Raw genomic sequence first — 1,743 nt, 5'->3', positions numbered from 1 at the left:
GAAGTAATTTTGGTTTCTAAGAGATAGAAAACAATGGATAAAAAATTCGTCGTTGAACAGCTTCGTAAACACCATCTCCCTTATTTTTATGAAATTAGGTTCTCTGTTGAAGAAAATATTGTGCACCCTCATCAGATACAGTATTTATTACGAAATCAGGCCCTTGATGATATAACTCAAGGAGGGGGGTGGATATGCAAAAATGGAAATGAATATGTTGGCTTTTGTATGGGGATTTTCATTCCTGATCCAATAATCGGTGGACTTTTTGTTAAACCAGAGTATCAATCACAAGGGATAGGTAAATGTTTACTTAAAAAAGTTACAGAATGGATGTTTTTTAACGGAGCCAAGGAAATTAAACTGACAACAGACCCTCTATCTAAGGCAGAAGAATTCTATCAAAGACAAGGTTGGAAAAAAGGGGAGCTTGATGAGTATGGGACTCAAATTATTTATACGAAGCAGCATTTATCTTCTAAATGAATAACGAGTAAAACTCTAATTAATGTACATAAATTATTTCTATGGTGAAAAAGTGAAATTTTTTAATAAAATTATGATTTGTTTGACTGTATTTTTTATTTTTAATTGTTACGCAAATGTAAATTATTTTGACGTAAAATTAAAAGATGAAAAAAATATTAGAATTAATGTTTCAGATCTTGAAAAATTACCACAACATTCATTTGTAACGGCTACTAATTTTACTGGAAAAGAAGAATTTACCGGCGCAAAAATAAAATATTTTTTCGATTTTTATAATATAAAAGGAGGAATTGATTACAATACCTCGCCAGCGTTTAAGGGTAGAAAAGAAATTCCTTTGTTCTGATAATATAAATCTCCATAGTGATAAAAATAAAAAATAATTTAGTCGTTACCTTTTTATTATTTCTTGGTTCAATCTGATCTAATGGTGATTTTTAAGGGGCATTTTAAATAGTGTTATTGATAATATAAAATAGTGAGGGTTAGAGAAAATTAATTATATCCGCTATTAAACTTTTTGGCTTATTAATCTGACTATTAACACTAAGTATTAATATTTTTTTGAGGTTCATTATTCTAATTCTATTCTGCCTAAGAAGGAGAGCATAAAAAAGGGTGGGGCAATAATCCAAATCATTCCTAAGTGATAATAAAATCACTGATACTATTTTAATGAATTTAAAGATGCTCTTGATCTACTCCAAACATGGCTAGTATTTTCTGAAAATCGAGAGGCGTATCGGAGAAAGACCGATGAAAGCACGGGATTAGCCATAGGATTGCCCCACATTTTTTATGCTCTCCTTACCGACTCCCTAGCGCTCACCCGATTTGTGGTTATCAGGAGAATACGCCTCTCACGATTTGTGTCCAGCGTGTCATTACGCTTTGTTACATTGTCAGATACGCTTTTTTATTCAGTATCCTAGGATCATTTGGTGATACAAATGGTGATCTAAATAAATAAAAAACTATTTTATAACAACGAGTTATACAGATTCATGTCGCACGTGAGCGGTTTTTGCAAGCGCGAGAAAATAGGATGCGATATAAATCTTTTTGTCATGATGATTTCATTCGAAGTCAATAGATATCAGCGATATATTTCTGTCTTCAAACAATGCAACACCGTCAGTAGTTAGACGTCCGCAAAGTGTGAATCTTCCAGATATGTTAAATGGAACTCCCTTAGCTCCTACAGACACCCTAAATTTTATTCTGTTCAACAGCGAGATTAAGTAATAGACAACG

2 protein-coding genes are annotated in these 1,743 nt (G+C 32.4%); both read left to right on the top strand.

Features of this window, described 5'->3' with window-relative positions:
* Window positions 1-33 precede the first annotated feature (33 nt).
* Window positions 34-486 carry a GNAT family N-acetyltransferase gene (locus REG_RS10510; RefSeq protein ID WP_006705629.1) on the top strand — a complete coding sequence of 151 codons (453 nt, stop codon included), beginning with the start codon at window positions 34-36 and terminating at the stop codon, window positions 484-486.
* Between the two features lie 52 nt (window positions 487-538).
* Window positions 539-835, top strand: coding sequence for a hypothetical protein (locus REG_RS10505; RefSeq protein WP_141553691.1), 297 nt, complete (start codon window positions 539-541; stop codon window positions 833-835).
* Window positions 836-1,743: the final 908 nt, after the last annotated feature.

The organism is Candidatus Regiella insecticola LSR1 (assembly GCF_000143625.1).
Classification (GTDB): Bacteria; Pseudomonadota; Gammaproteobacteria; order Enterobacterales; family Enterobacteriaceae; genus Regiella; species Regiella insecticola.
The sequence above is the reverse complement of the archived record's forward strand: the minus strand, read 5'-3'. Positions and strand labels throughout refer to the sequence as shown.